This is a genomic window from Acinetobacter sp. 3657 (assembly GCF_031456775.1).
GTDB lineage: Bacteria > Pseudomonadota > Gammaproteobacteria > Pseudomonadales > Moraxellaceae > Acinetobacter.
The window spans coordinates 78,498-102,542 of record NZ_JAVDVH010000010.1 but is presented as its reverse complement, the minus strand read 5'-3'; the positions used below and the strand labels follow the sequence as shown (position 1 = coordinate 102,542).

The following is a 24,045-nucleotide window of genomic DNA, read 5'->3' as shown; positions in this document are numbered from 1 at the left end:
AAATGTAACTTTAATTGAAAGGTACAAAGTGAAAATTCTCAAACTTACATCTATTGTTTTAGGACTAATCTTTTCTATGGAAACTTCAGCTAATCCAACTTTTTCAAATGATTTATTAGCGAAAGCTAAAAATGGTGATTCATCAGCGCAACTAGAATTAGCCGATGTATATATACATGGTTACGGAATTGAAGAAGATGAGGCTCAAGCAGAAAGCTGGGCTATTAGGTCAGCGGAAAGTGGCAATGTTAATGCGATGTATTGGCTCGGTGATGGCTATGCGACATATGCTGGTCTAGTTGAAGATATGAATCCAACTGATGCTGATGAACACTATAAAAAAGCTTTTGTGTGGTTTTCAAAAGGGTCTGACCTAAATCATACTGATTCTATGGTGGGTTTAGCTACACTATATCGTAATGGTGAGGGAGTTACCAAAGATACTGATAAAGCATTAAATTTATTTAAAAAAGCTGCTTCTCTTGGCAGTAAAGAAGCGATGAGAGATCTTGAGTTTATGTATCAATATGGAGTAGGTGTAGAAAAAAATTTAGATACCGCAAAATTTTGGGAAGATAAAGCAAATCATTAATTATGTCTAAAATCAAAATAATACGCATTATACAAAATGATTTAAAAACTCATTAAACTCTAAAATAAAAACAAAAAGCCGACTTTTCTAAGTCGGCTTTTCTTAACGAGCTTTAGCAATCCCTAATACCAAGCGCAGAGCGCTTGACGTAATTCAGGCAAGAAGCTTCGCTTCTTGAAATCCCTGAATTACTCCCATTCAATCGTCGCTGGTGGCTTAGATGACACGTCGTACACAACACGTGAAACATCTTTGATTTCGTTCATGATACGTGTTGAGATTTTATCAACCAAGTCATACGGTAAATGAGCAAAACGCGCCGTCATAAAGTCAACGGTTTCAACCGCACGAAGTGCAATCACCCATGCATAACGACGGCCATCACCCACCACACCTACTGATTTTACAGGTTGGAATACCGCGAATGCTTGAGCTGTTTTGTCATACCAACCACTTGCACGAAGCTCTTGCATGAAGATGTCATCGGCAAGACGAAGAATATCTGCATATTCTTTTTTCACTTCACCCAAGATACGCACGCCCAAACCTGGACCTGGGAATGGATGACGATAAATCATGCTGTGTGGCAAGCCAATGGTGGTTCCCAATTTACGTACTTCATCTTTGAACAAGTCACGTAATGGCTCAACCAATTCAAACTCTAAATCATCAGGTAAACCACCCACATTGTGGTGAGATTTAATGACGTGTGCTTTACCTTGTTTGCTTGCTGCAGATTCAATGACGTCTGGGTAAATCGTACCTTGCGCCAAGAATTTCACGCCATCCAATTTACGCGCTTCTTCAGCGAAGACGGCAATAAATTCACGACCAATGATTTTACGTTTTTTCTCAGGATCAACTTCACCAGCCAATGCAGATAAGAAACGTTGTTCCGCATCGGCACGAATGACTCGAATCCCCATGTTTTCTGCGAACATTTGCATCACTTGATCACCTTCGTTTAAACGAAGCAGACCATTGTCTACAAATACGCAAGTTAACTGATCGCCAATCGCTTTGTGCAACAATGCAGCCACAACAGATGAATCGACACCACCAGATAAACCTAACAGAACTTTTTCATTACCAATTTGTTGACGTAATTGCTCGATACGCAAATCAATGATGTGTTCAGGTGTCCACAAACCACGGCAACCACAAATCTTGTGCACAAAGTTTGAAAGTAACTCAGCACCTTTTGCTGTATGCGTGACTTCAGGGTGGAACTGCACACCATAAAAACGGCGGGTTTCATCACTCACTGCGGCAAATGGACAGCTCGGCGTACTTGCTGTGACTTGGAAACCTTCAGGAATCGCACCGACTTTATCGCCATGGCTCATCCATACATGAAGTTGGTTTTCACGATCTTGCAAATGACCAATTAACTGATCACGCACCACAATATCAACTTCAGCATAGCCAAACTCATGAACTGTACCGGCTTCTACTTTTCCGCCCAGTTGTTCAGACATGGTTTGCAAACCATAGCAAATACCCAAAACTGGCACACCCAGCTCAAATACAACTTGAGGTGCACGTGGACTACCTTCTTGATGTACGCTTTCAGGGCCACCTGATAAAATAATCCCGTTTGGATTGAATGCACGAATGTCTTCTTCAGACATATCGAAGGCATACATTTCAGAGTAGACACCTGCTTCACGCACACGTCGTGCAATCAGCTGGCTATATTGAGAGCCGAAATCCAAGATAAGGATACGATCTTCAGTAATTTGAGTATTGGTCGTCATAGCTAAACATAAAAGCAAATGAAATAAGCGCCCTATTCTAACATTTTTCATGCTTTGGCGCACCGCAATTCATCACCTATCTTATTTTTTAGCGCTACTCATCAACGGCCGCTAATATTTAAATTAAATTTTTGCTGCACAACATCGAAAAAGAGAGCTAAATCAACAATTCTTGCCAATTCTGCTCAACACAAAGCAAAAATTGGTGCTAATATGATGAAGCGAAAATTTGCATTACCATGGAAAGGTATTCAATCGACGCCATCGTTTGCTTATTTTTTTGCGATTTCGATGTCCTTGAAAAAGGAAAACTAACAAAAGGGGACTCAAAGCCTAATACATACATGTATAGGCGAATCATCAACATCTATCCTCAAATATTTAACTCTTTATCTATGGCTTGCCCGATCACGAGCAACAATTAGGACTTGAAGGACCAATAAAATAATGTTTCAAGAAATGATTGCGGATTTTCAACAGAATTTCTGGTTATATATTTCCATCCCGTTTATTAGTGGCTTTATTGGTTATATAACCAAAGTCATTGCGGTTCAAATGATGTTCGGGCCACTTGAATTTAAAGGGCTTAGATTATTTGGCTTACCGCTGGGATGGCAAGGAATTGTACCCCGTAAAGCAGAAAAGATGGCAACCACAGCCGTAGAGCTGATGACCTCGAAGCTAATTAAACCTGAAGAAATTTTTGCCAGACTCGACCCAAAGCGTATCGCCCAAGAAATTGAAAAACCATTAATGGCGGCCGCAGAAGACATTACCCGTGAAGTAGCTCAACAGTATCAACCTGGTTTATGGGAAGGTATGCCAGAGTTTGCACGTCAGAGATTGATTAAGCGAGTTCAAGCTAAAGCGCCTGAAATTGTTGAACATATCATGGGCGAAGTACAAAAAGATGTCACTAAGTACTTCGATATTAAGCACATGGTGGTCAACAATCTGCTTAAAGATAAACGCTTACTCAACGAAATCTTTAAAAAAGTCGGCAAACAAGAGTTCAAATTCTTTAGTAATGTCGGCTTTATTTTTGGTTTCGGGATTGGTGTAATTCAGATGGTATGCTGGGTAGTGACCCAAGGTCAGTATCCATGGATGCTCCCTTTGTTTGGTGGTTTTGTCGGCTTTTTCAGTGACTGGATTGCTTTACAAATGATGTTTAGACCACTGCACCCGAAAAAAGTTATGGGTTTTACATTCCAAGGGCTTTTCATTAAGCGCCAAAATGAAGTCGCAGCCGATTACGCCGCTTTAATTTCAAAGCAGTTACTCACTTCTCGCAACATGATGGAAGAGCTTTTTTCTGGTACACACTCAGATAAAGTCATTGATCTGGTCAGTCGACATGTCAAACAAGAAATTGACTTACAAGCAGGCGTGGTTCGCCCTCTCGTGGTCTATGCGATTGGCGGTGAGAAGTATCAAAATATCAAAACAGAAGTAACTGAACGTATTTTGCAACAACTACCAGAAACAATGCGTTATGTAGAATCTTATGCTGAAGATGCAATGGATGTCCGCAATACGCTGGTCAAACGCATGCAACGACTCAGTCCTGAAGAATTTGAAGGTATGCTACGCCCCGCATTTAAAGAAGATGAATGGTCATTGATCATCGTGGGTGCGGTACTTGGTTTTATGGTCGGCGAGATGCAAATTCTCTTTATGCTCTAAATTTTTCCCAATCAAAAAAGGAAGCGCTCGCTTCCTTTTTTTATTTTTAATCAGTGCTGATGTTTCTCAATGCTAATCACTTCAATATCAGTCGGCTTATACCGATGAGTATCCACCTCACCCACGAGTCGTACATGGTCACCGACCTTTAATCCTGCTTGACGCCAAATATCATCATCAATTTCAACACCAATCGTACCACTGGCATCTTTGAACTCATAGTGATCACTTTTGAGATGCTTGGTAATTTGACCCGTCAAAGTAACGCCTGTTTCATCTGCCATTTTTGCTGCCTGACTCACTGTCACGACATTCTTAGCGGCTTCTTGTACCAACACATGATCATCTTTACCTGCCCAAGCACTTGAAGATAATCCCAGTACAATCAAAAGCCCACAACTCACCATCATTCTTTTCATTTCAAATCCCGCTGTGTTTAACATCTTATGATCTAAGCAGATATTTCGACTTTTGTTTGTAATCATCGGTAAAATTTATAGGTAAAAAAATAACCCTCACTGGTTTAAGTGAAGGTTATTTGCATCGATGATTATTTTTCAATGGCATGATCAAGACTAAAACGACCTGCGCCATGCAGCATCAGATAAAATAGACCGCCTGACATCGCTAAGTTCTTCATAAAGTTAATTTGTTGTGCTTGATCATCGGCAGCATGAAAAAGAAATGCAGTCAAAATACTAAAGATCGCTAGGCCAAATGCGGCAAAACGTGCTTGGAAACCAAATAACAGTGCTAAACCACCACCAAATTCAACCAAAATAGTCAGCGGCAACAATGCAGCAGGCACACCCATGGCGTCCATATAGCCTGCGGTAGCGCCATAGGCGGTAAGTTTACCCCAGCCAGCAATGATAAATATATAAGCCATCAAGATACGAGCAATCAGCGCCACGGTATTTTCTACACCAGACTGCGTTACGATATTTTTTACAACAACATTCGGATTTAACATGCTTTATTCCACGTGATTTTTTTAAGATAGGAACAGTTTATGTATCTTTTATTTTGCAATAAACACTATATTTGTTCACGCATCGTTCTGTATTTGAAACAAAGAGACTTTTTCTCTTCCTCTAGCCGTTTAAGTGTTAGCGCAAGTAAAGTTACCAATTAATTTGCTTTTTATACTGACATTCCACACACGCGCTGTTAGGATTTAGCTCAAATTTATAGTGTTAACATTTTCATGGAACTCATTGATTTTATTCTGCACGTTGACGAGCACCTTTTAGAGTTTATCACCAATTATGGCGTATGGATCTATGCCATTTTGTTTCTGATTATTTTTGTCGAAACTGGCTTTGTGGTTATGCCATTTCTACCGGGTGATAGTTTACTTTTTGCAGCCGGTGCACTTGCCGCTTCAACAGGTGTCATGGATCCATGGGTATTAGGTGTGTTGCTGTTTATTGCGGCTGTATTAGGCGATACCGTCAATTATCATATTGGTCACTATATCGGCCCACGTGTATTTGAAACTAATTCGCGTTTTATCAATAAACAGCACTTGTTTAAAACACAGCAGTTTTTTGAACGTCACGGTGGAAAAACCATTATATTTGCCCGATTTATTCCATTCGCACGTACCTTTGCACCCTTTGTTGCTGGTGCGGGTAGCATGAATTATAAATATTTCCTCACCTACAACGTCATCGGCGCTTTCTGCTGGATTTCCTCATTTATTACGTTGGGTTATCTATTTGGTAACATGCCAATTGTGAAAGACAATTTCACCTTTTTGATTTTCGGCATCATTATTCTCAGTATTTTACCGGGTATTATCGGTTTTATTCGTCAAAGAATGAATCGTCGCAAAGCCTAGCCAGCTCTGCTACTACTTGAGTTTAAAAGAAACGAAATACCATCGGTAGCATACAAATCAGCAATAACATCGCCGATCCTTTATATAAATGGTCGGCTTTAATTCCAGCCAAACTTCCCGCTAACAGAGCACGTCCAAAGACCATCCAGAAAATAGAAACTGGAATCAATATCAACGTAAAAATCGTAAATACTAAAGCCGCATTTTGCACCGAATTCCATGTCTCAAGCGGAAAAATCCCTGCTGCCAACAGCACCGTTTTTGGGTTTTTTAAGGTCGATATAAATAACTGTGTCTTGCGTATATGTTGATGATGTTGAGAATGTTTTTGTAGATGAGAGCTTTTCCAGAGATGGAATGCCATCCAAAGCACGTAGAGTAAACCACCAACATGGAGAATCACCCCCAGCGCGGGCCAAATAGGTTCAAAAAGATGGATAAACAATGCCCATAAACTCACACCATATATATAGCCTAACCATTCTATAGGGATAAACGCGAGTGTTTTAGGTACACCTTGTTGGTGTGTTGCACTGGCAAGCATAGCATTGGTTGGACCGGGAATAAGTAACACCGCCAACATTGCCAAAACAAAAAACCAACTCTCTATCATATATATACCGAATGACTGTTCGTGGTCGCCACCTTAAACGAATTTAGGGGGAATAGACAAGTTTTAAGCGACTGCCTGAATAGACAAGATGAAGATAATAGCACGGGGAATAAATACAAATTATTGATTTTTATAATTTTTACTTGAAACATTTTGCTAAGATTTAGTTTTTACTGCCGTAGCGAACTACGGCAATAATCGCTAAAAACTATGATTTCGGTCGTGGTTTCACAATAATTGGACAGCCTTTAAACTGTGCTGCTTGCACAATTGCGTCTTGCTGACCTAAAACTTTTGCGAGCTCAGTATTTTTGGTATTCATCGACTGGCCCATATTCACAGAAACTGATGGACCAAAGCCCCAACCGCTTTTGCCTCCCCAGCCACCACCAAGTCCCACGCCAACTCCGACACCAGTTCGTTTCGGCGTTTGTACACCATTGTCAATATAATGCTGAATACGGTTGTATTCCGCTTGTAGTTGTTGACAGTTTAAAGCTTGGTATTGTGTTGGCGAGACATAAGCGGGTTTAACCGTTGATGCACAAGCACCCAATAGCATCGTCGCGGCCAAAACAGGCATCCAATATAAGCGTTTCATAACGTTCTCTTATTGCTTTGATTCAATCTCATTGAACAAGGTGACATAAGCAAGCGTCAACTTATGTTCAGATGCCAAATGAATCAAGGGTAGATTCTTTTGATGTGATTCTTTCATCAATACAGATGGGGGCAGCATGCTTGCTAACACAGGTAAACCTTCATCTTTTAACTGTTGAACCACTTCACGCGGTAATTTTGCTTGAGCTTGGAATTGATTAACCACGATTCCTTCAATCTCCAAGCGATCATTATGATCATCTTGGGTTTCGAGCACATTTTCAATCAAAGTTTGTAACGCACGTTTTGAAAATACATCACAATCAAATGGAATCAACACACGTTGTGCTGAAATCAGCGCGGATAATGTAAAGAAATTAAATGCAGGAGGCGTATCAATATAAATACGGTCATAACGTGAACTTAACACCTGAATCGAATCACGTAACTTATAAATTTTATGCTTACTTTCCAAAGCATGTTCAAGCGCACCTAAACTTGGACTGGCAGGAATCACATCCAAATTTTCAAAAGATGTGCGATGAACATAACTGTCCAAACCTTTGCTGCGAGGCGCTTTAAGAATTGAGCCGATCGCATTGCCGATCAAGCCCTTTTGCTGTGTTGTCGCTAAAATATCGTCAAAGAAATTTTCAATGTTTGGCTCTAATGCGGCTTTGTCCGCAGAATATGTCGCATCTTCACCTAAAAGGTATTGGCTTGAATTTGCTTGTGGATCTAGATCAATCACCAAGGTTCTATATCCTTGTTTAGCGCTAATCGCCGCTAAATTTACAGTGATACTTGATTTCCCCACACCACCTTTTTGGTTAAATACCACACGAGTTAACATGATTTCCCTCTACACGATTTTTTTTGCAAATTGCACACAGTTTAACCTAGTGCCCCAACAATTACTAAAACAATGTCAGACAATTACCCAAAAACGGGCTTCATCATCACCAAACCAAGAATCCCCACCAATGCAATTGCACCGATCAAAACACCGATACGACGCTGTACCAATAAAATGCTGCTATCCTCTCTATACGTTTTAAGCATAGACGACCAAAGCACAAAAAATAGAATCACTTTGGCATAGAACCAAGGCTGTACTTCAAAGTTATTCATCACCAGTAATATTGCGCCAGTGATAATAATCAGCGTCAGCGACAAATGTTGTAAACCCACAAAGCCTTTGCGCACTTTAGGGCTAGGTTGTTGCTGTTCCGTGCCCACAAATAACGTTGCGGCACGTGCAACAAAGACCAAAATCAACAGACTGACTGCTGACATATGAATAATCTTGGTGATTAAATGTGCATCCATAATCTATCCTTAAGGTTTTGGTGCATGTGCACATTCAGGGCTTACTGGCGCTTGACCTTGCCATTCACTTGGCACATAGGCGTGAATGGCTAAAGCGTGAATCTGTCCTGGACTCATCAGCTCAGCGGCAACCGCATAAATTTTTTGATGGCGTTGTACCAAACGTAGGCCTTGGAACGCATCACTGACCACGATCACTTTAAAATGTGATTCTTTCCCAGGAAAATAACCGCCATGCCCTGCCGACTCATTGATCACTTCAAGATGGCTCGGAGCGAGGGTTTGTAAACGTTCAATCAACTGTTGTTCTAATTTCATCAGTCACTCTGTAGGTTCAGATTGAGGTAGTCCACTAGTATACATGAGCGTACCTTGAGTAAAACGCTTATACAAAATTTCGCTTTTTTGCTTTTTAAAACCTAGAAGTGCTTTTATTTTATGCAATTAATCAATTTCTTTGCATAAAATTATTGACCCTATTTTTGCATAATGTATTATACACGGCATGCGGGAATAGCTCAGTTGGTAGAGCATAACCTTGCCAAGGTTGGGGTCGGGAGTTCGAGTCTCCTTTCCCGCTCAAATTTTTTAGTGTAAGTTTTAGAAAAAACTGCTCAATAAGCGGGAATAGCTCAGTTGGTAGAGCATAACCTTGCCAAGGTTGGGGTCGGGAGTTCGAGTCTCCTTTCCCGCTCCAGATTCAAAAAAAGCCCTAGTCGAAAGATTAGGGCTTTTTTCTTATCTTTTAAGCAAGATTACCAGCTAGCCTTAATTGCATTTTAAAGCCGACTAACTTTTCATATTCGTAGATTTCTTCCAGAATGATAAAGTTTTTACGCTCATAAAATTTTTTCGCAGTTAGCGTAGATTCAAGCGTAATTTTATCGAGTTGGTGAGAAAGAGAAATGATGAAATCAATCATTGCACTTCCGATGCCATCGCCTTGATAATCAGGTAAAACATAATTTAGAAGGATGACTCCCCCTTTAGACATCAAAATAAAACCTACAATCTTATTGTCCTTTTTGTACACATACGAATAAGAGTTGTTTATCCAATTAATGATATTTTCTTCAGTTTTATTTGATAACCATTCATCAATAACATTTTGATTATCTTGATGATCTAGAGAGCAGGACACTATACTTTTTTTGATAACATTTAAGATTACTTTTGCATCTTGCTGTTGAGCAATTTCAATCATATTCAAACCTCAAAACAACGATTAGCAATAAATGGTAGTTCTATAGATTATCATCTAGCATAATTTATGTCCGTGACTATAGCTAAAGTTAGATTGGGTGTTCGAGTCTTCTTTCCCGCTCCAGATTCAAGAAAAGCCCTAGTCGAAAGATTAGGGCTTTTTTCTGTCTATACATCTATTCGCTATGATTGTTCAGTGATTTTGGTTTTCAAATCTAAATCTTCTGATTGCATATACGCACCATTCGCTCGATAAACTCGATCTCGTGGCATAAAGGTAGTGGCGACAATCGCCACCAGCGCCATCGAGCCAATATAAATCATAATCAGATAAGGATTCCCACCTCCGACGCTCAATAATTTAGTGGCGATTAATGGTGCGATTCCCCCACCCAATACGCCTGCTAATTGCACTGAGATCGAGATGCCACTATAACGAATTTCAGCAGGGAACTGACGTGCGAACAGTTGTGCTTGTGGTGCGTACATAATTGGGAAAACCACACCGATTGCCAAAACAATCGCAGTCCAGACCAATACAGGATCTTTGGTGTTTAACATACTAAAGAATGGATAGCTAAACAGTGCCAACACACATAAGCCAAACATAAACATATTGCGCTGACCAACTTTATCTGACAAATGTCCACACAACGGCGTCATAAATAAAATCACCGCTGCACCACAGATGGTGGCAAATAAAATATCTTGGCGTGGAATCCCCAATTGGGCCGTGGTGTATGCCAAAGTAAAAGTGGAAGCGATATAGAACCATGCATTTTCAGCGGCACGCGCCACGATAATGGTAATGAGTTGTTTAGGATGACGTTTAAACACTTGTAATGCAGGGACTTTGACTTGTTCGGCTTGCTGTTTTACTTTTTCAAAGTCCGGTGATTCAGGCACTTTGACACGGATATACCACCCCACACCGAGTAAAACAATGCTCGCTAGGAAAGGAATGCGCCAACCCCAACTAAACAATGCTGGTTCAGGAAGCAAGGACACAAGCCCAAGTGCAATCGAGGCCAACATCAAACCACCACCCGTACTGGCTTGAGGCAAACTGCCCCAAAATCCTTTTTTGCCTTCAGGTGCATGTTCAACTGCCATGAGCACAGCACCGCCCCACTCGCCACCCATCGCCATACCTTGAATAAAGCGCAAGATCACCAAGCAGACCGCAGCCCAATAACCTATTGTTTCGTAAGTGGGTAATAGCCCGATCAGAATCGTTGGAATACCCATGAGCATCAAGGTCAGTAACAACATGGATTTACGACCGATCTTGTCACCAAAATGTCCGAACACTAAACCACCTAACGGTCGTCCAATGAAACCAACGGCATAAGTACCAAATGCAGCCAACACACCTGTCAGTGGATCAAGATTTGGGAAAAATAACTTATTAAAAATCAGCGCTGCCGCCGCGCCATAGATAAAAAAGTCATACCACTCAATGGTGGTGCCGACCATGCTAGAAATCCCTGCCAATCGATGTGACGACTTTTTAGGGGCTGAACCGTTTCCATTTGCTGTTTGCATCACAATTTTCCTTTCTTGGATCTTCTTGTTTTTGCGTTTTGATGCTTATGGGCAACCCTGACCATAAGCATTTCAAATCCCGCTGTCTTTCTGTACGCTTTTTTATTTTTTTTTATAATGTGTTTAGCTAAGTTTTTCTAAAATTTGCTCCAGTTCAGGATTGGCTTTCTTCCATTGAGGTTGTTTGTCTTTATCAACAATCAGCGCACGTACCCCTTCAATAAAGTCGCCATGCTCAAACCAAATATCCTGCAAATCACGCTCAAGTTGCATACATTGCTCTAATGAAAGCCCACGCCCTAAATGTTGCAGTTTTAAACTGGTTTGTTTGGCGACAAAAGAACGTTGTTGCAGAAGATGGAGCATTTTGTTTGCCCACGGTTGTAACTGCTCGTCTTGTTCATTTGCAAGACTCTGCTCAATCTCATCCAAGTGTTGAAAACCAAAATGTTTACGAATCGCTTCCGCCAATTGTTTTAATTCACTTTCAACAGGACGCGTAATAAAACGGCTGACAATTTGTTCTATGTGTTCTTTGCTCAAATCTGACGCATCGATCAGTGCATCTTGCAGCGCTTGTAACTTCTCGCTCGGTACGTGATAGTCAATCAAATCAAGATAAAGGGCATCACTACTACTGATTTGCTCGCCCGTGATCGCCATATACACGCCAATATCATCCAGTCTGGACAGGAAATGCGTTGCCCCAACATCTGGGAAAAAGCCAATCGCAGTTTCAGGCATGGCAAAGCGTGATTTCTCACTACTCACAATAATGTGACAAGCTTGCGCTAAGCCAAAACCACCACCCAGCACATAACCATCGAGCAGAACGATGACGGATTTTTGGTAGTCACGGATGGTGATGAGCATCTTATATTCGGCACTAAAATAGCCTTGATGATCGGTTGTTCCCTGTTTATAGCTGTCATACAGATAGCGAATATCGCCACCTGCACAAAAAGCTTTTGGGCTATTCGATTTGATCAAAACCGCTTGGATAGAAGCATCATCTCGCCAAAGTTCGAGTTGTGCTCGAACCCCATCAATCATTTCAAGAGACAAAGCATTGAGATGGGTCACTCGATCCAATGTGATCATGCCAAGACCAGCTTGTTGCTCAATCATTAAGTGATTTTCTTTGTTCATTTTGTTGATCTCTTATTGATTTTTAAAATTTGCCTGCCGCTTTTCAACAAAAGCTTGCATGCCTTCTTTTTGATCCGAAGTCGCAAAAATCGAATGGAACATGCGTCGTTCAAAACGTAAACCTTCGGTCAAATTGACTTCGAATGCACGATTGATGGTTTCTTTCAGCATCATGTTTGCAGTCAATGAACGTGTCGCAATTTGTTCTGCTGCTTGTAGGGTTTGTTGGAGTAGGTCTTCTTTGTTGAATACACGTGCAACCAAACCACTCAACTCAGCTTCAACTGCCCCCATTTGTCGTGCAGTCAAACACATTTCCATGGCTTTGGCTTTACCAATCGCATGGGTTAAACGTTGTGTACCACCGATCCCCGGAATCACACCTAAAGTGACTTCAGGTAAACCAAACTTGGCATTGTCAGCGCAGTAGATAAAGTCACACATCAGAGCCAACTCACAACCGCCACCCAAAGCATAACCACTGACAGCAGCAATCAAAGGTTTACGGCGTTGAGCAATACGATCTGCGAGATGGAAAAAATCATCAAAATAAATATCAGGAAAATTCAACTCTGCCATTTCCTTAATATCCGCACCTGCTGCAAAGGCTTTTTCAGAACCCGCTAACACGATACACCCAATCTCACGATCTTTTTCTAGTTGGTCGAGGGCTTGATTCACTTCACTGATCAATTCACTGTTTAGGGCATTCAACGCTTTAGGGCGATTGAGGGTAATTAACCCAACACCATTACGCTTTTCCAATAAAATAGTTTGCCACTGCATCATTCATTCCTTGTTTTGGTTTTATAGGCTACGTGCGATCACTAAACGCTGAATGTCGCTAGTGCCTTCATAAATCTGACAAATTCGTGCATCACGGTAGATACGCTCAATCGGAAAATCTTTGAGATAGCCATAGCCACCAAAGACTTGTAGCGCATTTGAGCAAACGCGCTCCGTCATTTCCGAGGCAAACAGTTTCGCCATGGATGCTTCATTCAAACAGGGTTGGCCTGCTTCTTTCAGACGTGCGGCATAGTGCACCAACTGTCGTGCTGCCTCGATTTCGGTGGCCATGCTGGCCAAGCGAAAGGCAATCGCTTGATGCTCAAAAATCGGTTTGCCAAAAGTCAGACGTTCTTTGGCATAACGCGTTGCTTCTTCTAGTGCCGCTCGTGCTAAACCCACCGCTTGTGCAGCAATACCAATACGACCACCTTCCAAGTTCGCGAGTGCAATTTTTAGACCTTCACCCTCTTTGCCCAGCATCAAACTTTTGTGCACACGAACATCAGTCAAGGCGATCTGACAGGTATCCGAAGCATGTAAACCTAATTTCTCTTCGACACGAATGACTTCATAACCTGACGTATCGCGTGGTACTAAAAAGGCACTGATGCCTTTTTTGCCTGCACTCGGATCAGTAACCGCAAACACAATAATCACCCCTGCATTATGACCCGAGGTAATAAACTGTTTCGCACCGTTGAGAATGTAATCATCGCCATCTTTGACCGCGCGGGTTTTAAGCGCAGCAGCGTCCGAACCTGTATGTGGTTCAGTTAGAGCAAATGCCCCGATCATCTCACCTTGTGCTAAGGGCTTTAAGAAACGTTGTTTTTGCTCGTCATTGCCAAATTTTAAAATCGGCACACAACCGACCGAGTTGTGCACGCTCATAATGGTCGAAGTTGCACCATCAGCCGCCGCGACTTCTTCCAGTGCCAGTACATAGGCGAGATTGCCAGTATCTGAACCGCCCCATTGTTCTGGCACCAGCATGCCCATAAAACCAAGCTGCCCCATTTGCGCCAAAGCGGTTTTGGGAAAGGTGCCATCTCGATCCCAGTCACTGACATGGGGTTTGATTTGTTCTTGGGCGAAGCTTTTCGCCATGTCACGAATGAGTAATTGTTCTTCGGTCAATTGCATATTTTCGTCCTTTAACCTGCTTTCGCTTGTTGTTTCGCAATTTCCTGATTACGTAATAAAAAGCGCTGAATTTTGCCACTTGGTGTTTTCGGCAGTTCTGTCACAAATTCAACCAGACGTGGATAGGCATGCGCAGAAAGACGTTTTTTCACAAACTGGCTCAGCTCTTCAATCAATGTATTTGAAGGCTGTGCTCCTGCCGCTAAAATCACGAATGCCTTCACCAATTCAGTCCGATCAGGATCAGGTACGCCGATCACAGCAGCTTCGATCACCGCATCGTGTTCAAGCAATGCACTTTCGACATCGAATGGCCCAATGCGATAGCCCGATGTCGTGATCACATCATCACTACGCCCAACAAAACTCATACTGCCATCAGCATGTAATTCAGCAGTATCACCCGTCAAATAGTAATGACCGACAAAAGGCGATTTACGACTTTCCTTATAACCCCCAAACCACATCATCGGTGATTGACTGATATCCACCGCCAAAATTCCTGCGGTGTCTGGCGGAAGTTCTTCGCCTTGTTCATTGACCACCGCAACGCGATAACCCGGACTTGGAAAACCTGCGGCACCTGCACGAATTACATGACTTAGACCGTGATGGTTACACACCACCATACCCACTTCAGTTTGCCCATAATGATCATAAATCGGTGCATCAAGTACCTGTTTAAACCATCGAATCACTTCTGGATTGAGCGGCTCACCTGCACTACTGACCACACGAAATTGACCTTTTAACACTGCCATTTGTGCTGGATCGGCTGCCATCATCATCCGATAGGCCGTTGGTGCGCCTGCTAAGTTGGTGATCTGATAATCTTTGACGATTTGACACAGACTGTCGGTGCTAAAACCACCTTCATAAAACAAAGTGGCATGACCCAAGAATAACGGCCCAGTAATCGCGTAATACAAACCATAAGCCCAACCCGGATCGGCAATATTCCAAAAGGCATCGTCTTCAGTTAGACCAATCGCATCTAGCATATACCGACCAAATGCAATCAAAGCTTTTAGCGGCACTTCGAGGGGTTTTGCAGGTCCCGTTGTGCCTGAAGTAAACATGAGTAAGAACGGGTCTTGGATATTGCGCATGACCAATTCACATTGATCAGACTGCTGATTCAGCTCATTCCAAAAATTAAAATCACCCACTGTAAGTGCTGTGCCTTCAGCATCAGCAACCGTCACAATCGCAGGACATTGCTCAATCTCATCCAGCTTGCTACGGTTTGCTACATCCGTCACCACCAAATTACTTTGTGCAAGCTGTATACGATGTTCAATCGCTTTAGGGCCAAAAGCGGTAAATAGCGGCTGATATACGGCTCCAATTCGCCATGCGGCTAAAATCGTCACGATCAGTTCAGGTGTTCTTGGCAATAATCCCGAAATACGATCGCCTGCCTGTACACCTTGTGATTTTAAAAAGTTGGCAAATTGACTGGACCACTGTTGTAATTGAGCAAAAGTGTATTGCTCCTTGCGTCCATCTTTGCCTTGCCAATACAAGGCCACTTTTTCACCGTCTACATGTCGGTCACAACACTCATAACACGCATTGAGTGCATCTAATGAACCTGACAGCATGTGTTGAGCTGTGCTTTCTAAATCAAAAGCTTGTGCGACATCTTTATAATTTAACATCTCTATTCCCTCAGTCTGGATTTGTAGTTATTCACGACAGAGTTTCATGATTCAAAGCCATCCTATGGCTTCGTGCCTACAATAATGCTTGGTACTTAGACTTCTTCTGGAAGGTACTGCTGGATAATGCTAGAGAAATCAAGGTGAGCATTACCACGCATACACATTTGTTGATATAGCTGCTGCACCATGCCGCCTAACAAAATCGGCTGTTTAACCTGCCCCGCCGCTTCGACTGCGAGACCTAAATCTTTCAGCATTAGCTGTGTGGCGAAACCATCTTGATAGCCACGAGAGGCAGGTGCATTTTCATTGATGTGGGGCCACGGGTTACAGACCTCTGAACTCCAGCAACGACCACTTGAAGTATTCACCACACCAGCTAATGCTTGCGGATCAATGCCAAGTTTCGCACCCAACGCCATGCCCTCTGCCACAGCAGCCATCGAGATCCCGAGAATTAAGTTATTGCAAATCTTGGCAATTTGCCCTGCACCGACATCACCACAATGGATGACATTTTTGCCCATATGACTGAGTACAGGTTTGACTTCCTCAAAGGTCTGATCATTGGCACCCACCATAAACGTTAAGGTACCCGCTTGCGCGCCAATGGTGCCCCCTGAAACAGGTGCATCGCAAATGTGAATATTTTTACTTTGTGCAAGCGCAGCGATGTCTTTAATGGTCTGTGGGTCAATGGTACTGCTGTCTATACACAAAGCACCTGCTTTCAAGACCTCCAACACACCCTCTTCACCGAGATAAACCTCTTTGACATGCTTGGCTGCTGGTAACATGGTGATCACCACATCTGCATGTTTAGCTGCGGCTTGTGGACTGTCACAAACGATGCCACCCGCGTCAGCGAAGTGCTGATTTGCCACGTCACTGAGGTCATAACCATAGACGGTAAGCCCTGCTTTGAGCAGGTTATGGGCCATTCTGCCGCCCATATTTCCGAGACCGATAAAGGCGATATTCATCCGTGATCCCCTTAACGTAAACTAATGGTGGTGTTTACACTGCCCACTTCATGGCTGTCTTCAAACCAACGACTGGTAATAGTTTTGGTTTGGGTATAGAACTGCACGGCCTGCTTGCCGTATGGTCCCAAATCGCCCAGTTTTGAACCACGCGAACCAGTAAAGCTAAAGAATGGCACAGGTACAGGAATTGGAATATTGATCCCAACTTGACCAATATCAATTAAGTTTTGGAAAGTGCGGGCTATCGCACCGCTTTGAGTAAAGAGTCCAACACCATTACCAAATGGATTGGCATTGATCAGCTCAATCGCTTGCTCCAAAGTGTCTACAGCAATAATTGCGAGCACTGGTCCAAAGATTTCTTCTTTATAAATGCGCATATCAGTGGTCACGCCATTAAAAATGGTCGCACCAACAAAGTTACCTGATTCATAACCTTTAACTTGCACATCACGGCCATCAAGCAACAGCGCTGCACCTTGCTCGACACCGCTATTAATCAAGTCAATCACGCGTGCTTTGGCGCGTTGAGAAATCACAGGACCAATGTCTGTATTCGGCTCATGCCCCGCATTCACAGTTAAAGTTTTGGCTTTTTCAACCAGCTCTTGAACCCATTGCTTACTCTCACCGACCATCACGGCAACAGACAACGCCATACAACGCTGTCCGGCTGCACCGAAAGCCGCACCAACCAAGGCATTGAGGGTTTGTTCTTTGTTCGCATCTGGCATCACCACCACATGGTTTTTCGCACCCATCATCGATTGCACACGTTTGCCATGTTGTCCTGCGAGGTTATAGACATGGGTCCCCACCGCAGTTGAACCGACAAATGAAATCGCTTTAATATGATGATGCGTGCAGAGACGATCCACCACTTCTTTGCCGCCATGTACCACATTCAGCACACCTGCTGGCACACCTGCCTGAATCGCAAGTTCAACCAACATCATGGTGCTTAAAGGATCTTGTTCAGATGGTTTCAATACAAAGGTATTGCCACAGACGATTGCCATTGGGAACATCCACAATGGAATCATGGCTGGGAAGTTAAATGGGGTAATACCTGCACAAACACCTAACGGTTGTTGCAAGGTATAAGTATCAACCCCACGCGCGACACCTTCGATGTACTCACCCATTTGCAGTGTACCGACGGAACACGCATGCTCAACCACTTCTAAGCCACGTTGAATATCACCTTCAGCATCCGCTAAAGTTTTACCCTGTTCAGCGGTAAGTACCTGTGCAATTTCTTTCATGTTGGCACGAATCAAATCTTGCAACTTGAGCATGATGCGCATACGTGCCTGAATCGGGGTTTGACGCCAAGTCGCAAAAGCATCTTGTGCAGCTTGAATGGCAGCATCCACTTCCTGAATCGTCGCAAAAGGCACACGACCAATCACTTCCTGAGTTGCAGGATTGACGATGTCTTGCCATTGCTGTGTTTCAGATTCGATGAATTGTCCGTTAATGAGTAATTTAGCGGTTTCCAATTCGATTTTTTGGATTGTATTCATAACCTCTCCATAGGCACTATTTTTATTGTGTTCAGATGTTCGAAAATAGCGATTCGTCGTATTTTCTTTTTTTAACCATTGGTTGAGACTAACAAACAAATCTTTGACCACCAATGCAAATTAATGCACGATTGGTGTGCAAATATGCACAAGGGATACAATAACAATGAAAGTGGATTGGGATCATCTGCAATTTTTTTTGGTTCTGGCACGGACCAAGACCTTGACCAGTGCTGCACGTATCATTGGTGTCGAACACAGTACCGTGGCACGGCGTATTCAGGCTTTGGAACAGGCTTTAGGCACCACACTCTTTAAACGTGAAGCCACTGGATATGAACTGACCTTCGAGGGACTGGCACTTGTTCCTCAGGTTGAACAAATGGAACAAGCATTCTTACAAATCGAAAAACCACATCAGCCCTTGCAAGGTCGTGTGCGAATTGGCACACCTGAAGGCTTTGGTACGGCATTTCTTGCACGTTTATTGGCAGAGTTTTCGATTCGATATCCGTTACTGACCATCGACCTGATCCCCGTTCCCAAAATGATCAAGCTTTCACATCGTGAAGCCGATATCGTGGTATCGATTGAGCGCCCGACCTCTGGCCCTTATATCATCACGCGCTTGTCAGATTACTGTTTAAAAATTTATGGCAGCAAAAATTATCTGTCGCAAAACCCACCGATCCGTCGGCTGGAGGATTTAACCCAACATCGTTTTGTGAATTACATTGATGATCTGGTGTATAGCCCTGAATTGTATTGCCTAGAACGCTTACCCTTAAAACTGAATGCGAACTTTCGCAGCAGCAGTATTTTGGCGCAACAGATTGCGGTGAGTGCAGGTGCAGGGTTGGCGATTTTACCCAAATTTTTGGCAGACGACAAAGCTGAGCTTGAAGAAGTTTTAGAGCAACAGGTTCGCTTTAACCATACCTTCTGGATGCTGACCTTTGTCGATTTACAACATGAACCACGGATTAAACTGGTTTGGGATTATTTGCGTAAACAAGCTGATCAATATCAACATTTGCTCATTGATTAACGATTTAAATGGCAGATAAAAAAAGAGCGAATCCTTTAGGATCAGCTCTTTTAGCTATCGTTTGATACCTAGATTATGCCAACTCACGTTGCAGTTTTCGCATCCGTGGTTTGTACACGAACTGATAGGTCACAGCTAAAATCAGCAACCAAACTGGACTGACATAGAGTGCTTTTAAAGTATCTGGTTCAAGTGCCAAAATCACCAAGGCAAACAGCAAGAATGCAATCACTAGATAAGACATCCAGACCCCACCCGGCATTTTAAAATTCGATTGCAAGTGTAACTCAGGGCGTAACTTACGGTAGCGGATATAGCACACCATAATCAGGCTCCAAACACTGATAAATAAAATCACACACAGTGCGCTCGCCAAAGTAAAGGCTTCTAGCGTATTCGGTACAAAGTACTGTAGCACTGCCCCGCCCATAATAAAAACACAAGAGAAAAATAAGCCATTGGCAGGTACGGCTTTTTTCGACAATCGCCCTAATGCCGCAGGCGCTTGACCATCTTTAGATAAACCAAACAACATCCGACTGGTCGAAAACACGCCACTGTTCATGGATGACATCACCGAAGACAGCACTACTAAATTCATAATAATCGCAGAGGTGACGATCCCTGCATTCATGAACAACTCAACAAATGGACTTTTATCCGCACGAATACTGTCCCAAGGCGTGACCGCCATCACCACCAACAATGCCAAGACATAGAACAAGATAATCCGAATCGGAATCGCATTAATCGCTTTCGGGAGATTCTTATGCGGATCTTTGGTTTCAGCCGCAGTGGTTCCAACCAGCTCCACCCCAACAAAGGCAAACACCGCAATTTGGAACCCTGCTAAAAAGCCATCCAAACCTTTCGGGAACATGCCACCATGTGACCAGACATTGCTTAACGATGCCACAGCACCTTCTGGCGCTTGGAAATGACTAAAAATCATATAACCGCCGACACCAATCAAGCCGATAATCGCGAGGATCTTAATCAAGGCAAACCAAAATTCGATCTCACCAAACAAGCGTACTGTCAGCAAATTAAGACCCAGTACAAACAGCACACAACCCGCACTAATCAAGGCTTGCCCCATCGGTGTAAATGACACTCCATCTGGCAGCCAGAAACCCAGATAATTGATCACCGCAGCTAGATCTGCTATCCCAACCAGCACCCAACCGAGCCAATAGGTCCAACCGATGTAATACCCTGCCCATGGTCCAATCAGATCATGTGCCATATCTACGAAAGATTTATACTGTAAATTGGCAAGCAATAACTCACCAAGTCCACGCATCAGAAAAAAGAACATCGTCCCGATGATGATGTAAATAAAGAGAATCGAGGGACCTGCCAGAGAAATGGTTTTGCCTGAACCCATAAATAGTCCAGTGCCAATCGCACCACCAATGGCAATCATTTGTAAATGACGATTGGAAAGCTTGCGTTGTAAATCGTTCGGTGCGTGTTGATCTTCTGAATGCTGTTGCGTAACCGTCATAAAAAGTTCCCTTTTTCTTATTCCTGTATGAGCCAGCCTTTTTATTCTGTTGCGTTGATTCACGCTCTGTTAAAATGGCTGGCGCATATTCATTGCAAGAAAATACGCATCTGCTGCTGTTTTATCTACAATAAATACGTTACTTTTCATCTTTTTTAATATTATTTAAGCAAAACGATCACTGTTTGCTTTATTTTTGTGCTGCAATCACTGCAATCTCAATCAGCCAGTTCGGATTGACCAAATCGGCTTGAATCGTGGCACGCGACGGTGTGACACAATCTTTTAACCAATCGACATAGATCGCATTGACCGTTGGAAAATCTGAGAGATCTTTTAGAAACAGTTGGACCGACAATAAACGTGATTTATCGGTATTTGCCGAAGCCAAGAGCTGCTCAATCATCGCCAGAATATCTCGCGTTTGTCCTTCAATATCGAGGTCTGGATTTTTAGGCACTTGTCCTGATAAATACACCACCTTGTTAAAAACAGTGACTGCACTCATGACTTCAGTTGAGTTGATTTTCTGAATATCAGAATGTGACATGATGATTTCCTTCGTCTTGTTAGATATTAGTCTTGATTGATAAATGTGACACGGGCAGTTACGCCACACATCAGTTCATAACCGACGGTGCCAGAGGCTGCTGCAACATCATCAATGGGTAAAATACTTCCTGTTTTTGAGGTCCCCCAAAGCACAACTTCACTGCCAATCACAGCATTTGGGATGGGCGTTAAATCCACCGCCAACATATCCATGCTGACTCGGCCAATGGTTCGGGTACGAATGCCATTTACTAAAATAGGTGTGCCTGTCGGCGAAATACGTTGATATCCATCGGCATAACCACAGGCGACGATGCCTATGCTCATCGGCTGTTCTGCGACAAAACTAGAGCCATAACCGACGCTTTGATGGGCATTTAATTGTTGTATTGCAATAATTTCACTGCGTAGACTCATGCTTGGGGCGAGTCCCCAATCTTGAATCGTGTTTTTTGGATAATCAGGCGAACTGCCGTAAAGCATAATGCCAGCACGGACATAATCAGATTGCAGTTGGGTGGCGTATCTGAGAATGGCAGCACTATTGCTGACCGATCTTTCACCGGGCAAATCTTGAATATTGCTCTCGAATTCGGTCAGTTGATAATCCACCCCGACTTGGCCGAATCGCTCTCCATCCGCATCAGAAAAATGCATCATATGGGTGATTTTGGCGACAGTGCTGAGATGCTGAAGATGTCGCCAAACTTGACGATATTGTTGTGGATTGAAGCCTAAACGATTCATCCCACTGTTCATTTTTAGGAAAATATCGAACTGCGCAGGATAGATATGTTGTTGTAACCACTCCACTTGTTGCTCACTATGCACCGTGAAACTGAGTTGATATTGCGCGCAGTCAAACAAGTCTTGGGGTGAAAAAATGCCTTCAAGCAACAGAATCGGTCCTGACCAACCCAATGCGCGTAGACGTTTGGCTTCATCAATATCGAGTAAGGCAAAACCATCCGCTGTTTTAAAAGCGTCATAGACACGTTCAATCCCATGTCCATAAGCATTGGCTTTCACCACAGCAAAGACCTTGCTATTCGGCACAGATTGTCGAACACGCTCAAGATTTTGGCGTAAAGCTTGGTTGTGAATCACCGCAGTAATTGGACGAGGCATGATTAACTTCCTTGTAAACTCAACTTATGCCGCGTGTGAATAACGCTGAATCGACAAACCATCGGTACTAATCTCGGTACGATGATTCATGACCAAATCACTGATCAACTTGCCTGAACCACAAGCCATGGTCCAACCTAGCGTGCCATGTCCTGTATTCAAAAATAGGTTCTTATATTTGGTCGCACCAATGATCGGAGTACTGTCTGGGGTCATCGGACGTAAACCTGTCCAGAATGATGCCTGTTCTAAATCTCCACCGGGGAATAGATCTCGTGTCACCATTTCTAAAGTGCCACGACGGTCTTCATTCAAGCCCAGATTAAAACCGCTTAACTCCGCCATACCACCGACACGAATCCGTTGATCAAAACGCGTCAGCGCAACTTTATAGGTTTCATCCAATACAGTTGATTGTGGCGCAAGGCTAGGATCAACAATCGGCACAGTGAGTGAATAACCTTTCACTGGATAAACAGGTAAATTCAGTTCAAGTGGTTTCAGGAAGTCACGTGAATAACTACCAAAGGCCAGCACAAATCGGTCTGCGGTCAGGATTTCACCGTTCACCATCACGCCTTTGATCTGATCGCTTTCAACAATCAGTTTTTCCACATTTTGATCAAATTTGAATTCAACACCCAAGTCTTGGGCGATTTTTGCCAAAGCATTGGTAAAGAGGTAGCAATCGCCTGTTTCATCATTCGGCAAATGCAAACCACCCACCAGTTTATCGCTATGCGCTAATGCAGGCTCAACACTGCCCAGTTGTTCAGCATTGAGCAAATTGAAGTCCACACCACATTCTTTTAACACTTGAATATCACGTTGTACCGCTTCAAGTTGTGCCTCATTGCGAAACACTTGTAGCGTGCCCTTAGAACGATTTTCATAATGAATACCAGTTTGCGCTCTGAGGTCACGTAAACAGTCACGGCTATATTCAGCCACACGCATCATGCGTTCTTTGTTGACCGCATAACTTTGTGGATTACAGTTTTTTAGCATTTGTGCCATCCACTGTAGCTGCCACATACTACCGTCCACACTTATTGCAAGCGGTGCATGATGTTGGAACATCCACTTCACTGCTTTAAATGGAATACCGGGTGCAGCCCACGGTGTTGAGTAACCCGGCGAGATTTGTCCTGCATTACCAAAACTCGTTTCTTGGGCAGGGCCAGACTGACGATCAAGTACAGTCACTTGAGCACCTTGTTGCGCAAGGTAGTAAGCACTTGCAACACCAATAACACCACTTCCTAAAACGATAACGCGCATAATAGGTCCCTCTCGCCCACTAGTTTATTTAACTAGTATATTTTCGTATCAATAGTTTTTTTGACTGTTTTTAGGCTTATAATCTAGGTAATTTAATCGAT

Annotated in this window: 24 protein-coding genes and 2 tRNA genes; 6 read left to right on the top strand and 20 right to left on the bottom strand. The window is 43.0% G+C overall.

Features of this window, described 5'->3' with window-relative positions:
• The first annotated feature begins 76 nt into the window (after nt 1-76).
• Nucleotides 77-592 (top strand): tetratricopeptide repeat protein, encoded by a 516-nt coding sequence (locus J2Y37_RS11920; protein ID WP_349032956.1) that lies wholly within the window; start codon nt 77-79, stop codon nt 590-592.
• Between the two features lie 188 nt (nt 593-780).
• Here J2Y37_RS11920 and guaA read toward each other — a convergent pair whose 3' ends face one another.
• Nucleotides 781-2,349 carry a glutamine-hydrolyzing GMP synthase gene (gene guaA, locus J2Y37_RS11915; protein ID WP_034594860.1) on the bottom strand — a complete coding sequence of 523 codons (1,569 nt, stop codon included), beginning with the start codon at nt 2,347-2,349 and terminating at the stop codon, nt 781-783.
• A 447-nt stretch (nt 2,350-2,796) separates the two neighbouring features.
• Between guaA and J2Y37_RS11910 the strand changes: the two genes are divergently transcribed.
• Entirely contained in the window at nt 2,797-4,035 is a 1,239-nt protein-coding gene (locus J2Y37_RS11910) for a DUF445 family protein (RefSeq protein WP_349032955.1), read from the top strand.
• Nucleotides 4,036-4,085: 50 nt separating this feature from the next.
• Here J2Y37_RS11910 and J2Y37_RS11905 read toward each other — a convergent pair whose 3' ends face one another.
• A complete protein-coding gene (locus J2Y37_RS11905; protein ID WP_349032954.1) occupies nt 4,086-4,454 on the bottom strand; it encodes a NirD/YgiW/YdeI family stress tolerance protein in 369 nt (122 codons plus the stop codon).
• A 131-nt stretch (nt 4,455-4,585) separates the two neighbouring features.
• Nucleotides 4,586-5,008, bottom strand: a complete 423-nt coding sequence (locus tag J2Y37_RS11900) for a DoxX family protein (protein WP_349032953.1) — start codon at nt 5,006-5,008, stop codon at nt 4,586-4,588.
• 228 nt (nt 5,009-5,236) lie between these two features.
• On the opposite strand from J2Y37_RS11900, the gene J2Y37_RS11895 reads away from it, so the two are divergent.
• Nucleotides 5,237-5,878: a DedA family protein gene (locus J2Y37_RS11895; RefSeq protein ID WP_349032972.1), complete on the top strand. Its 642-nt coding sequence runs from the start codon at nt 5,237-5,239 to the stop codon at nt 5,876-5,878.
• A gap of 22 nt (nt 5,879-5,900) precedes the next feature.
• On the opposite strand, the gene J2Y37_RS11890 is transcribed toward J2Y37_RS11895, so the two are convergent.
• The 5 genes from J2Y37_RS11890 to J2Y37_RS11870 form a co-directional block, all read right to left on the bottom strand.
• On the bottom strand, nt 5,901-6,491 hold the full coding sequence (locus J2Y37_RS11890; protein ID WP_004668082.1) for a LysE family transporter: 591 nt from the start codon (nt 6,489-6,491) through the stop codon (nt 5,901-5,903).
• A 208-nt stretch (nt 6,492-6,699) separates the two neighbouring features.
• Entirely contained in the window at nt 6,700-7,092 is a 393-nt protein-coding gene (locus J2Y37_RS11885) for a hypothetical protein (RefSeq protein ID WP_130162502.1), read from the bottom strand.
• Between the two features lie 9 nt (nt 7,093-7,101).
• Nucleotides 7,102-7,944: a ParA family protein gene (locus J2Y37_RS11880; protein WP_349032952.1), complete on the bottom strand. Its 843-nt coding sequence runs from the start codon at nt 7,942-7,944 to the stop codon at nt 7,102-7,104.
• A gap of 83 nt (nt 7,945-8,027) precedes the next feature.
• The gene (locus J2Y37_RS11875; protein WP_349032951.1) at nt 8,028-8,420 is read right to left on the bottom strand and encodes a SirB2 family protein; all 393 of its coding nucleotides are present in this window, start codon (nt 8,418-8,420) and stop codon (nt 8,028-8,030) included.
• Between the two features lie 9 nt (nt 8,421-8,429).
• Entirely contained in the window at nt 8,430-8,738 is a 309-nt protein-coding gene (locus J2Y37_RS11870) for a BolA family protein (RefSeq protein ID WP_121930381.1), read from the bottom strand.
• 189 nt (nt 8,739-8,927) lie between these two features.
• On the opposite strand from J2Y37_RS11870, the gene J2Y37_RS11865 reads away from it, so the two are divergent.
• Together J2Y37_RS11865 and J2Y37_RS11860 are read left to right on the top strand one after the other, a co-directional pair.
• Nucleotides 8,928-9,000 (top strand) — tRNA-Gly (locus tag J2Y37_RS11865).
• A gap of 41 nt (nt 9,001-9,041) precedes the next feature.
• Nucleotides 9,042-9,117 (top strand) — tRNA-Gly (locus tag J2Y37_RS11860).
• Between the two features lie 48 nt (nt 9,118-9,165).
• On the opposite strand, the gene J2Y37_RS11855 is transcribed toward J2Y37_RS11860, so the two are convergent.
• The 8 genes from J2Y37_RS11855 to J2Y37_RS11820 all read right to left on the bottom strand — a co-directional run bounded on the left by J2Y37_RS11855 (nt 9,166) and on the right by J2Y37_RS11820 (nt 18,428).
• Nucleotides 9,166-9,624 carry a GNAT family N-acetyltransferase gene (locus tag J2Y37_RS11855; RefSeq protein ID WP_349032950.1) on the bottom strand — a complete coding sequence of 153 codons (459 nt, stop codon included), beginning with the start codon at nt 9,622-9,624 and terminating at the stop codon, nt 9,166-9,168.
• A 182-nt stretch (nt 9,625-9,806) separates the two neighbouring features.
• The gene (locus J2Y37_RS11850; protein WP_349032949.1) at nt 9,807-11,168 is read right to left on the bottom strand and encodes an MFS transporter; all 1,362 of its coding nucleotides are present in this window, start codon (nt 11,166-11,168) and stop codon (nt 9,807-9,809) included.
• A 123-nt stretch (nt 11,169-11,291) separates the two neighbouring features.
• Nucleotides 11,292-12,317 carry an enoyl-CoA hydratase/isomerase family protein gene (locus J2Y37_RS11845; RefSeq protein WP_349032948.1) on the bottom strand — a complete coding sequence of 342 codons (1,026 nt, stop codon included), beginning with the start codon at nt 12,315-12,317 and terminating at the stop codon, nt 11,292-11,294.
• Nucleotides 12,318-12,329: 12 nt separating this feature from the next.
• Nucleotides 12,330-13,103, bottom strand: coding sequence for an enoyl-CoA hydratase (locus tag J2Y37_RS11840; RefSeq protein WP_349032971.1), 774 nt, complete (start codon nt 13,101-13,103; stop codon nt 12,330-12,332).
• 21 nt (nt 13,104-13,124) lie between these two features.
• Nucleotides 13,125-14,252 (bottom strand): acyl-CoA dehydrogenase family protein, encoded by a 1,128-nt coding sequence (locus J2Y37_RS11835; protein WP_349032947.1) that lies wholly within the window; start codon nt 14,250-14,252, stop codon nt 13,125-13,127.
• A gap of 11 nt (nt 14,253-14,263) precedes the next feature.
• Nucleotides 14,264-15,913, bottom strand: a complete 1,650-nt coding sequence (locus J2Y37_RS11830) for an AMP-binding protein (RefSeq protein ID WP_349032946.1) — start codon at nt 15,911-15,913, stop codon at nt 14,264-14,266.
• Nucleotides 15,914-16,008: 95 nt separating this feature from the next.
• Entirely contained in the window at nt 16,009-16,899 is an 891-nt protein-coding gene (gene mmsB / locus J2Y37_RS11825; protein ID WP_349032945.1) for a 3-hydroxyisobutyrate dehydrogenase, read from the bottom strand.
• 11 nt (nt 16,900-16,910) lie between these two features.
• Nucleotides 16,911-18,428, bottom strand: coding sequence for a CoA-acylating methylmalonate-semialdehyde dehydrogenase (locus J2Y37_RS11820; RefSeq protein WP_349032944.1), 1,518 nt, complete (start codon nt 18,426-18,428; stop codon nt 16,911-16,913).
• Between the two features lie 166 nt (nt 18,429-18,594).
• On the opposite strand from J2Y37_RS11820, the gene J2Y37_RS11815 reads away from it, so the two are divergent.
• Nucleotides 18,595-19,476, top strand: coding sequence for a LysR family transcriptional regulator (locus tag J2Y37_RS11815; protein WP_004668017.1), 882 nt, complete (start codon nt 18,595-18,597; stop codon nt 19,474-19,476).
• A gap of 73 nt (nt 19,477-19,549) precedes the next feature.
• Here the strand turns inward: J2Y37_RS11815 and J2Y37_RS11810 are convergent, their stop codons facing one another.
• The 4 genes from J2Y37_RS11810 to J2Y37_RS11795 all read right to left on the bottom strand — a co-directional run bounded on the left by J2Y37_RS11810 (nt 19,550) and on the right by J2Y37_RS11795 (nt 23,944).
• Complete coding sequence (locus J2Y37_RS11810) at nt 19,550-20,983, bottom strand: amino acid permease (RefSeq protein ID WP_349032943.1); 1,434 nt, start codon at nt 20,981-20,983, stop codon at nt 19,550-19,552.
• 190 nt (nt 20,984-21,173) lie between these two features.
• The gene (locus J2Y37_RS11805; RefSeq protein WP_349032942.1) at nt 21,174-21,533 is read right to left on the bottom strand and encodes a RidA family protein; all 360 of its coding nucleotides are present in this window, start codon (nt 21,531-21,533) and stop codon (nt 21,174-21,176) included.
• Between the two features lie 26 nt (nt 21,534-21,559).
• Nucleotides 21,560-22,663: an alanine racemase gene (alr, locus tag J2Y37_RS11800; RefSeq protein ID WP_349032941.1), complete on the bottom strand. Its 1,104-nt coding sequence runs from the start codon at nt 22,661-22,663 to the stop codon at nt 21,560-21,562.
• Between the two features lie 24 nt (nt 22,664-22,687).
• Nucleotides 22,688-23,944 (bottom strand): D-amino acid dehydrogenase, encoded by a 1,257-nt coding sequence (locus J2Y37_RS11795; protein WP_349032940.1) that lies wholly within the window; start codon nt 23,942-23,944, stop codon nt 22,688-22,690.
• Nucleotides 23,945-24,045 lie beyond the last annotated feature (101 nt).

What these genes read in the sequence shown, in the direction of transcription:
- J2Y37_RS11830 (WP_349032946.1), bottom strand. Translation starts at nt 15,913, where the DNA reads ATGTTAAATTATAAAGATGTCGCACAAGCTTTTGATTTAGAAAGCACA.
- J2Y37_RS11840 (WP_349032971.1), bottom strand. Translation starts at nt 13,103, where the DNA reads ATGCAGTGGCAAACTATTTTATTGGAAAAGCGTAATGGTGTTGGGTTA.
- J2Y37_RS11805 (WP_349032942.1), bottom strand. Translation starts at nt 21,533, where the DNA reads ATGTCACATTCTGATATTCAGAAAATCAACTCAACTGAAGTCATGAGT.
- J2Y37_RS11920 (WP_349032956.1), top strand. Translation starts at nt 77, where the DNA reads ATGGAAACTTCAGCTAATCCAACTTTTTCAAATGATTTATTAGCGAAA.
- J2Y37_RS11880 (WP_349032952.1), bottom strand. Translation starts at nt 7,944, where the DNA reads ATGTTAACTCGTGTGGTATTTAACCAAAAAGGTGGTGTGGGGAAATCA.
- J2Y37_RS11910 (WP_349032955.1), top strand. Translation starts at nt 2,797, where the DNA reads ATGTTTCAAGAAATGATTGCGGATTTTCAACAGAATTTCTGGTTATAT.
- J2Y37_RS11820 (WP_349032944.1), bottom strand. Translation starts at nt 18,428, where the DNA reads ATGAATACAATCCAAAAAATCGAATTGGAAACCGCTAAATTACTCATT.
- J2Y37_RS11810 (WP_349032943.1), bottom strand. Translation starts at nt 20,983, where the DNA reads ATGACGGTTACGCAACAGCATTCAGAAGATCAACACGCACCGAACGAT.
- J2Y37_RS11905 (WP_349032954.1), bottom strand. Translation starts at nt 4,454, where the DNA reads ATGAAAAGAATGATGGTGAGTTGTGGGCTTTTGATTGTACTGGGATTA.
- J2Y37_RS11795 (WP_349032940.1), bottom strand. Translation starts at nt 23,944, where the DNA reads ATGCGCGTTATCGTTTTAGGAAGTGGTGTTATTGGTGTTGCAAGTGCT.
- J2Y37_RS11845 (WP_349032948.1), bottom strand. Translation starts at nt 12,317, where the DNA reads ATGAACAAAGAAAATCACTTAATGATTGAGCAACAAGCTGGTCTTGGC.
- J2Y37_RS11855 (WP_349032950.1), bottom strand. Translation starts at nt 9,624, where the DNA reads ATGATTGAAATTGCTCAACAGCAAGATGCAAAAGTAATCTTAAATGTT.
- mmsB (WP_349032945.1), bottom strand. Translation starts at nt 16,899, where the DNA reads ATGAATATCGCCTTTATCGGTCTCGGAAATATGGGCGGCAGAATGGCC.
- J2Y37_RS11885 (WP_130162502.1), bottom strand. Translation starts at nt 7,092, where the DNA reads ATGAAACGCTTATATTGGATGCCTGTTTTGGCCGCGACGATGCTATTG.
- J2Y37_RS11900 (WP_349032953.1), bottom strand. Translation starts at nt 5,008, where the DNA reads ATGTTAAATCCGAATGTTGTTGTAAAAAATATCGTAACGCAGTCTGGT.
- J2Y37_RS11835 (WP_349032947.1), bottom strand. Translation starts at nt 14,252, where the DNA reads ATGCAATTGACCGAAGAACAATTACTCATTCGTGACATGGCGAAAAGC.
- J2Y37_RS11875 (WP_349032951.1), bottom strand. Translation starts at nt 8,420, where the DNA reads ATGGATGCACATTTAATCACCAAGATTATTCATATGTCAGCAGTCAGT.
- alr (WP_349032941.1), bottom strand. Translation starts at nt 22,663, where the DNA reads ATGCCTCGTCCAATTACTGCGGTGATTCACAACCAAGCTTTACGCCAA.
- J2Y37_RS11870 (WP_121930381.1), bottom strand. Translation starts at nt 8,738, where the DNA reads ATGAAATTAGAACAACAGTTGATTGAACGTTTACAAACCCTCGCTCCG.
- J2Y37_RS11850 (WP_349032949.1), bottom strand. Translation starts at nt 11,168, where the DNA reads ATGCAAACAGCAAATGGAAACGGTTCAGCCCCTAAAAAGTCGTCACAT.
- J2Y37_RS11890 (WP_004668082.1), bottom strand. Translation starts at nt 6,491, where the DNA reads ATGATAGAGAGTTGGTTTTTTGTTTTGGCAATGTTGGCGGTGTTACTT.
- guaA (WP_034594860.1), bottom strand. Translation starts at nt 2,349, where the DNA reads ATGACGACCAATACTCAAATTACTGAAGATCGTATCCTTATCTTGGAT.
- J2Y37_RS11815 (WP_004668017.1), top strand. Translation starts at nt 18,595, where the DNA reads ATGAAAGTGGATTGGGATCATCTGCAATTTTTTTTGGTTCTGGCACGG.